The organism is Plastoroseomonas hellenica (genome assembly GCF_018129085.1).
Classification (GTDB): domain Bacteria; phylum Pseudomonadota; class Alphaproteobacteria; order Acetobacterales; family Acetobacteraceae; genus Plastoroseomonas; species Plastoroseomonas hellenica.
The window spans coordinates 21,313-28,078 of the sequence record NZ_JAAGBB010000069.1; the positions used below are offsets into that span (position 1 = coordinate 21,313).

A 6,766-nucleotide genomic window follows, 5' to 3' on the forward strand; every position below is an offset into this window, starting at 1 on the left:
GCCGCCGCCGGGCTGCCGCCTGTCCAGGACGACGCCGTGAGTGCCCTGCATCGCCTGTGGCGGCTGCTGCCGCCGCATCTGCGGCGTGAGGCGCTGTTCAGCCTGATGGCGGCGATCGCGCCGCGGCCCGCCGCCGCCGTGCCGGAGGCCAGCCTGCCGATCACCGTCGCCGGCTATTTCCGGGCCCCGAGCGGCCTCGGCGAGGGCACGCGCCGGCTGGCCGACATGCTTGAGGCGGCGGGGGTGCCGGTGCATCGCGCCGACCTGACGGCGGTGATGCGGCAGGGGCCGCCGGGACCGCCGCCCGAGCTGCCGGCGGATGGGCCCGGGACGCTGATCCTGCATGTGAACGGCCCGATGGTGCCCTGGAGCATGCGGGCGCTCGGCCGCCGCGCCGTCGCGGGCAAGCGGGTCTTCGCCTTCTGGAACTGGGAATTGCCGAAGCTCGCCGCCGACTGGGACCGCGGCTACCGCTTCGTGCACGGCATCCTCGCATCTTCCGACTTCGTCGCCGATGCCGTGCGTCGGCCGGGCGGCCCGCCGGTCGCGACGGTGCCCTATTACATCCCGGATCCGGAGCCGGCATCGATCACCCGCGCCGATCTCGGTCTGCCGGAACACGCCTTCCTGGCGCTCTCGATCTTCGACGCCAGCTCCTCGGTCGAGCGCAAGAACCCGGTCGCGGCGATTCGCGCGCACCGGCAGGCCTTCGGCGATCGCGCCGACCGGGTGCTGGTGCTGAAAACCTACAAGACCGGGATGGGCGGAGCGGCCTGGGCGGAGGTGCTGGCCGAGGCGGCCGGCGCGCCCAATATCCGGATCCTGGACCGGGAGATGAGCCGGCAGGAGGTCTGGGGGCTGATCCGCCTCTCCGACGTCTTCGTCTCCCTGCACCGCTCGGAAGGGATCGGGCTGTCGCCGGCGGAATCGATGCGCCTCGGGCGGCCGGTGATCGCGACCGGCTGGTCCGGCAACATGGATTTCATGGACGCGGCCTCCGCGATGCTGGTCGGCTACCGGCTGATCCCAGCGCAGGATCTGCGCGGCACTTACAGCGTGCCGGGCGCGGTCTGGGCGGAGCCCGACGTCGCTGAGGCGGCCGCCTGCCTGACCACCCTGGCGGAAGATCCGGTGCGGCGCCTGGCGCTCGCGGAGGCCGGGCGCCGGCGGGTCGCGCATCTCACCGCGCCGCTCTGCGGCCGGCATGCGCTGGAGGCGCTGGGGCTGGCGGGCGGCGGGTCGCGTCCGGGCTGAACGTCGCGGCGGGTTACCAGCTCGCCGTGATCCCTGTCCTAACCGCCTGCCTCCGCGCATCGCGCCTGCCAATAGGCCAGGACCGAAGCCAGCGTGTCCTCCCAGGGCACCACCGGCACCCACCCCAGCACGGCACGCGCCGCGGAGGCATCGCCCACCGTCCGCTCCACGTCGGTCGGGCGGAGCCGCGCCGCCTCGGTCTCGATCCGTGGCGCGATGCCAGCGAGCCGCAGCAGGTCGTCCAGCACGTCGCCGACCCGGCGCGGATTGCCGGAGGCGAGGTTGAATGCCGCCCCCGGAGGGCAGGCATCGGCGCGGCGCAAGGCGGCGACATAGCCGGCGCAGACGTCCCGCACGTCGAGGAAATCCCGCCAGCGGTCCAGCGCGCCGACCCGCAGCACCGGCGCCTGCTGCCCGGCCGCGATGCGCGCCGCTTGGCGGGCGAAGGCCGGGACGACGAAGGCATCGGTCTGGCCGGGGCCGGTATGGGTGAAGGGACGGAGCCGGATGGTGCGCAACCCGCGCAGCGCCATCTCGCCGAGGGCGAGATCCGCCGCGGCTTTGGATGCGGCATAGGGATTGGCCGGCCGCAGCGCCGCATCCTCCGCCAGCGCCACGCCGTCCTGGAAGGAAAGGCCATAAATCTCGGCCGAGGAGGCATGGAGGAAGACCGCCTCCGGTGCCGTCGCGAGCACCGCCTCGGCGAGCGCCAGGGTGCCCATCAGGTTGACCTGCCAGACCGGCAGCGGCGCGCGGAAGCTGTCACCGACCGCCGCGATCGCCGCGAGGTGCACCACCGCATCCGGCCGCGCCGCCGCCACGGAGGCGCGGCAGGACGCGGGATCGGCGAGGTCGAGCGGTACGGTCTCGTCCCAGCCCGGTGCGGCGTCGCCATGGGTGGCCGCGATCAGCCGGGCCCGCGGGAAAGCGTCGCGCAACGCGGCCCGCAGATGCGTGCCGACGAAGCCCGACGCCCCCGTGACCAGGAGGCGGCTCGGCTCGGTCACATCATGCGCCGGCGATGCCGGGCCAGGTCGGCTTCCACCATTTCTGCGATCATCGTCTCGAGGCTCGTGGCTGGGGCCCAGCCTAGCTTCTGCCGCGCCTTGGTGGAATCCCCCAGCAGCACATCGACCTCGGCCGGCCGCATGAAGCGCTCATCCACCGTCACGAATTCATTGTAGTCGAGGCCGACGCAGTCGAAGGCGATGCGGCAGAACTCGCGCACGCTGACGGTGCGGCCGGTCGCGACCACGTAGTCATCCGGCGTCTCCTGCTGCAGCATCAGCCACATGGCGCGGACGTAGTCGCGCGCATGCCCCCAGTCCCGCGTCGCCTCGAGGTTGCCCATCGGCAGGTCCTGGGCGAGGCCGAGCTTGATGCGCGCCACGCCGTCGGTGACCTTGCGCGTCACGAACTCGATGCCGCGCAGCGGGCTCTCGTGGTTGAAGAGAATGCCGCTCGAGGCGTGCAGCCCGAAGCTCTCGCGGTAGTTCACGGTCATCCAATGCGCATAGAGCTTCGCGACCCCGTAGGGGCTGCGCGGGTAGAAGGGCGTCCTCTCGCTCTGCACCGGCTCCTGGATCAGGCCGTACATCTCGGACGAGGAGGCCTGATAGAAGCGCGCCTTGGGGGAGGCGATCCGGATCGCCTCCAGAAGGTTATGTGCGCCCATCGCCGTCACCTGGCCCGTGAGCAGCGGCTGGTTCCAGGAGGTCTTCACGAAGGACTGGGCGGCGAGGTTGTAGACCTCGTCCGGCTGGATGTCCTGGAGGGCGCGGATGAGCACCGAAAGGTCGGTCAGGTTGCCATCGACCATCCGCACCTGATCGGCGATGCCGAGCCAGCGCAGCCGCTCCCCCACTACGTCCGCAGAGGCCGATCGCCGCAGCAGGCCGAAGACCTCATAGCCCTTCTCGAGCAGGAGTTGGGACAGGTAGGCGCCGTCCTGGCCTGTGACACCGGTGATCAACGCACGTGGCATGTGTGGTCCATATCCTGGAGGGTGAAAGAACGGTCTATACCAGACGCGCTGCGCGCGCGCCCTCTGCGGTTTCCATGCCCGCAATGCCGCGCGACCGCAAATCGCCGCCTCGTAGCCCCCGGAACATGCCTGCGGCAGCACGGCAACCCCGTGGCACAGGAGATCCGGTCAATGAGATGTGATGGCGAGCTACAGACGATTGTAGACAATCGATCGTCGGCTTAGCGACCGAGGATCTCCGTTCGCGGCGGAAACGCCAACTGCCATTCAGAGCCGCTGACCAGGGCAAGATTGGGATTATGGAACGGATCGGCGGCGCAGACATCCGCCCATCGCGTGCGCATGCGCAGCACTTCCTCCTCAAAGAATGCTTCGCGCTCGCCGGCGTAATGCGATCCGTAGGTCTGGGACTCGTAGTGGTGGAGTTCCGCCTGCGGGACATAGAGGATCTCGTGGCCGGCCTCCCCGGCCCGCAGCGCGAAATCCACATCGTTGAAAGCGCTCGGGTAATTCTCGTCGAGGCCGCCGAGGCGCTCATAGAGCGACCGGCGCACCAGCATGCAGGCCGCCGTCACCGCCGACAATTCCTGCGCGAGCACAGCCCGGCCCATGTAGCCGGCCTTCCTGGCCGGCAAGTGGCGATGGGCGTGATCGCAAAGGCCGGAGAGACCCATGATCACGCCGCCGTGCTGGATCGTGTCGTCAGGGTACAGGAGACGGGCGCCGACGATGCCGACGCGAGGGTCGTGGAGAAACGCGGCCATCCAGCGCAGCCAATCCCGCCGAATGGGCGCGACGTCGTCGTTCAGCAGCAGGATGTGCTCGCTTGTGAGGCCGGAAGCGGTGTCGTTGTTCGCCTTCGAGAAGTTGAACGCCCGCGCCTTCAACCAACGAACCGTCACATTGGGAAAGCGCTGCAGGAGCTCGGTCGCCGCCGCCTGGACCTCATCCAGGGGGTCGGGCTGCATGACAACCACCCGGACATCGAAATTCGGATGATCCGTGCCGGTGAGGATCTCCTGGATGCAGCGTAGGGACTCCGGCTTGCGAAGCGTGGATGGGATGATCGCCGTCACGCTCTCGCCGCCACCGCCATCCTCGATGCGGAAGGTGAGCGGCGATGTCGCGATCGGCAGGATGGCCGGTCCATGGCCGTCCAGATGCCGCTCGACGATGGCGGCGAGCACGTCGGGCGGAGCCACTTCGGCATCCGGTCGCCGGTGCGACAGGATATAGGGGATGCGGCCCGAAAAATGGCTGTCCCCGGCGCGCCGCCGCGCCAGCCAGACGCTCAGCCGCAGCTCCTCCGCCCAATCGGCGGCCGAGCCGTGGTCCAGGAGCGTCGAGCGCTTCACCAGCCAGAGGCCGCGCGAGAGCGTGCCCGACAGCATGAGGGCGTGATTGGGCGTCGGCTTCAGTTGCGGGTTTTCCCGAGCGCCATCCAGGGCGATGTGATCATCGTCCGTGATGGCGATCTCGGGACGCCCCAATTGCTCGAGCTGGCAGGCGGCCGTGCGCGTGGCGTGATGCGGCAGCACCTCGCCCGCTTGCAGGATGCCGATATAGTCGGCCCGCAGCTTGTCGATGGCATCGTGCGGCGCCATGCCCGTGGCCGGATCCAGGACCGCATATGCCGGATTTTCCGGCTGCACCGCGAGGCTGCGAAGCGTCGCCGCGAGCGCTGCGGAGGACGCATCCCGCGCGAACACCAGATAGGCGATCGACGCCCGGGCAATGTCCGGGCTGTTGCCGCCTTCGGGCCATGTATCGAAGAATTTGAGCCAGGTGCCGTAATCCCACCGCGCAGGCTGAACATCGCGGGCGGTGGTTGCCAGCAATTGCCGGAGGTGACGCGGCAGGGAAGCTGGCCCGGTGAAGGCCGACTGCAGGAACTGCGACATCGCCGGGCGTTTCGCACGAAGAAGAAGGCAGGCAGATGCCCGGACCCGGCCTATTGCCTGAACGCGCACCCCTGAACTGGCAGACACATCAATGCCTGTGTTTATAGAGAGCAGGCGCAAAGTTTCAGTATTATTTTGGATGAAAACAACCGCATCAAATGTATTCTTGAATATGCGCTGAAATTCACTATCTCCTTTCAGGAATATATTTCCACTCAAATTAAATCCATTTCTATCAAGAAGATTTATGTAAAATAAAGCACCTTGGCCATAGGCTGAGATGTCGGCCCTCACCAAACTCCAATTGCCACGCAAAGCTTCATCGATCGCCATAGTCTCGATCAGAACAGATCGATTCTTCACAAACTCTCCTTTTTAGTCTGGTTCCATTTCAGACGCTCTGACGGAGATGTCTCATAGGACACGGCGCCTCATGGACACGTCAACTCCTCATGTCCCCCATAGGTTGAGAAGCGACGAACGGAAGTGACGGCCCGGGGGGCGCGGCTGGGCAGTGACGGATTGGTGATGGGGCGGTGCTCGTCGGTGAGGCGGCGCCATTCGCCGGGCCGTGGCCTATCGCAGCCTTTCGGTGACGCCAATTCATTTCTTCGCAAGCCCTCCCCGCTGGTCAGCGCCTCAGCCTGGCCCTGTCGCAGCGAGATGGTGCAGCAGCGCGCCGGCGGTGCTGGCCCAGGGCACGGGGCGGAACTCGGCCCGGATGCGGGCCTCCAGCCCCGCGATCAACCCGGGCTCCTCGATGGCACGGCGGATCAGCGCCGTCGCCTCGGTCGCATTGTCGGGGTCGAAATAGAGGCAGAAGGGACCGCCCGCCTCCGGCAGCGACGCGCTGGAAGAGGCGAGGCAGGCCTTGCCGAAACCAAGGCTCTCGGTGACCGGCAGTCCCCAGCCCTCGTAATGGGACGGGAAGAGCGTGAAGCGGCAGCCGGCGTAGAGGGCCGCCAATTCCTCGTCGCTCGGGTCCTCGATGACGAGCAGCTTGCCGTCGAGGTCCCCGGAATTGCGGATCTGCCGCATCAGGTCGGTCACCATCCAGCCGATGCGGCCGGCGAAGATCAGCGTCGGCACCCGCTCCGCCGGCATCTCCTGCAGCAGGCGGCGCCAGACCCGGAAGGCCAGGGCGTGATTCTTCCGTGCCTCGATGGTGCAGACCAGGGACACATAGCTGCCGGGCGGCGGCAAGGCGCGCGCCGCCCGCCCGCCGGCGGGGGGCGCCTGCGGAAAGCCGGTTCCGACCGGGATCGTCAGGACCGGGCGCGCCAGCGGCAGGCCGGCGTGATCCGCCCAGGCCTCCAGGTCGCGCGCCGTGGATCGCGAGTTGGCCAGCACGCGGTCGGCGAGCGGAAGGCAGCGGCGGTGCCAGCGCGTGTATTGCTCGATCACGCCGGGCGCCACGTATTCCGGCTTCAGGATCGGAATCAGGTCATGCACGAGAAGCGCGAAGCGCAGGCCCATCTCCCGCTTCGCGCGCTCCACCATCGCGGCGCCGGCATCGGTCCACAGCGAGCCGAAGATGCAGAGCATGTCGCCGGGCTGCGCTTCGCCGTGCAACCACCGCCCGCCTGCCCGCCCCGGGGCGGCGCGGCGCAGCAGGCCGGGCGCCGCC

At 68.4% G+C, this 6,766-nt stretch carries 5 protein-coding genes; 1 reads left to right on the top strand and 4 read right to left on the bottom strand.

The window, feature by feature from the left end:
• Positions 1 to 36: 36 nt before the first annotated feature.
• A complete protein-coding gene (locus GXW71_RS30950; protein ID WP_211856907.1) occupies positions 37 to 1,254 on the top strand; it encodes a glycosyltransferase family 4 protein in 1,218 nt (405 codons plus the stop codon).
• A 38-nt stretch (positions 1,255 to 1,292) separates the two neighbouring features.
• Here GXW71_RS30950 and GXW71_RS30955 read toward each other — a convergent pair whose 3' ends face one another.
• The 4 genes from GXW71_RS30955 to GXW71_RS30970 form a co-directional block, all read right to left on the bottom strand.
• Positions 1,293 to 2,261 (bottom strand): GDP-mannose 4,6-dehydratase, encoded by a 969-nt coding sequence (locus tag GXW71_RS30955; protein ID WP_211856909.1) that lies wholly within the window; start codon positions 2,259 to 2,261, stop codon positions 1,293 to 1,295.
• A complete protein-coding gene (gmd, locus tag GXW71_RS30960; RefSeq protein ID WP_211856911.1) occupies positions 2,258 to 3,238 on the bottom strand; it encodes a GDP-mannose 4,6-dehydratase in 981 nt (326 codons plus the stop codon). The genes GXW71_RS30955 and gmd overlap by 4 nt, the downstream gene beginning before the upstream one ends.
• Before the next feature lie 221 nt (positions 3,239 to 3,459).
• Entirely contained in the window at positions 3,460 to 5,139 is a 1,680-nt protein-coding gene (locus GXW71_RS30965; RefSeq protein WP_211856913.1) for a glycosyltransferase family 2 protein, read from the bottom strand.
• Positions 5,140 to 5,778: 639 nt separating this feature from the next.
• A partial coding sequence (locus GXW71_RS30970; RefSeq protein ID WP_211856915.1) for a glycosyltransferase family 4 protein occupies positions 5,779 to 6,766 on the bottom strand: 988 nt, incomplete at its 5' end.

What these genes read in the sequence shown, in the direction of transcription:
- gmd (WP_211856911.1), bottom strand. Translation starts at nt 3,238, where the DNA reads ATGCCACGTGCGTTGATCACCGGTGTCACAGGCCAGGACGGCGCCTAC.
- GXW71_RS30965 (WP_211856913.1), bottom strand. Translation starts at nt 5,139, where the DNA reads ATGTCGCAGTTCCTGCAGTCGGCCTTCACCGGGCCAGCTTCCCTGCCG.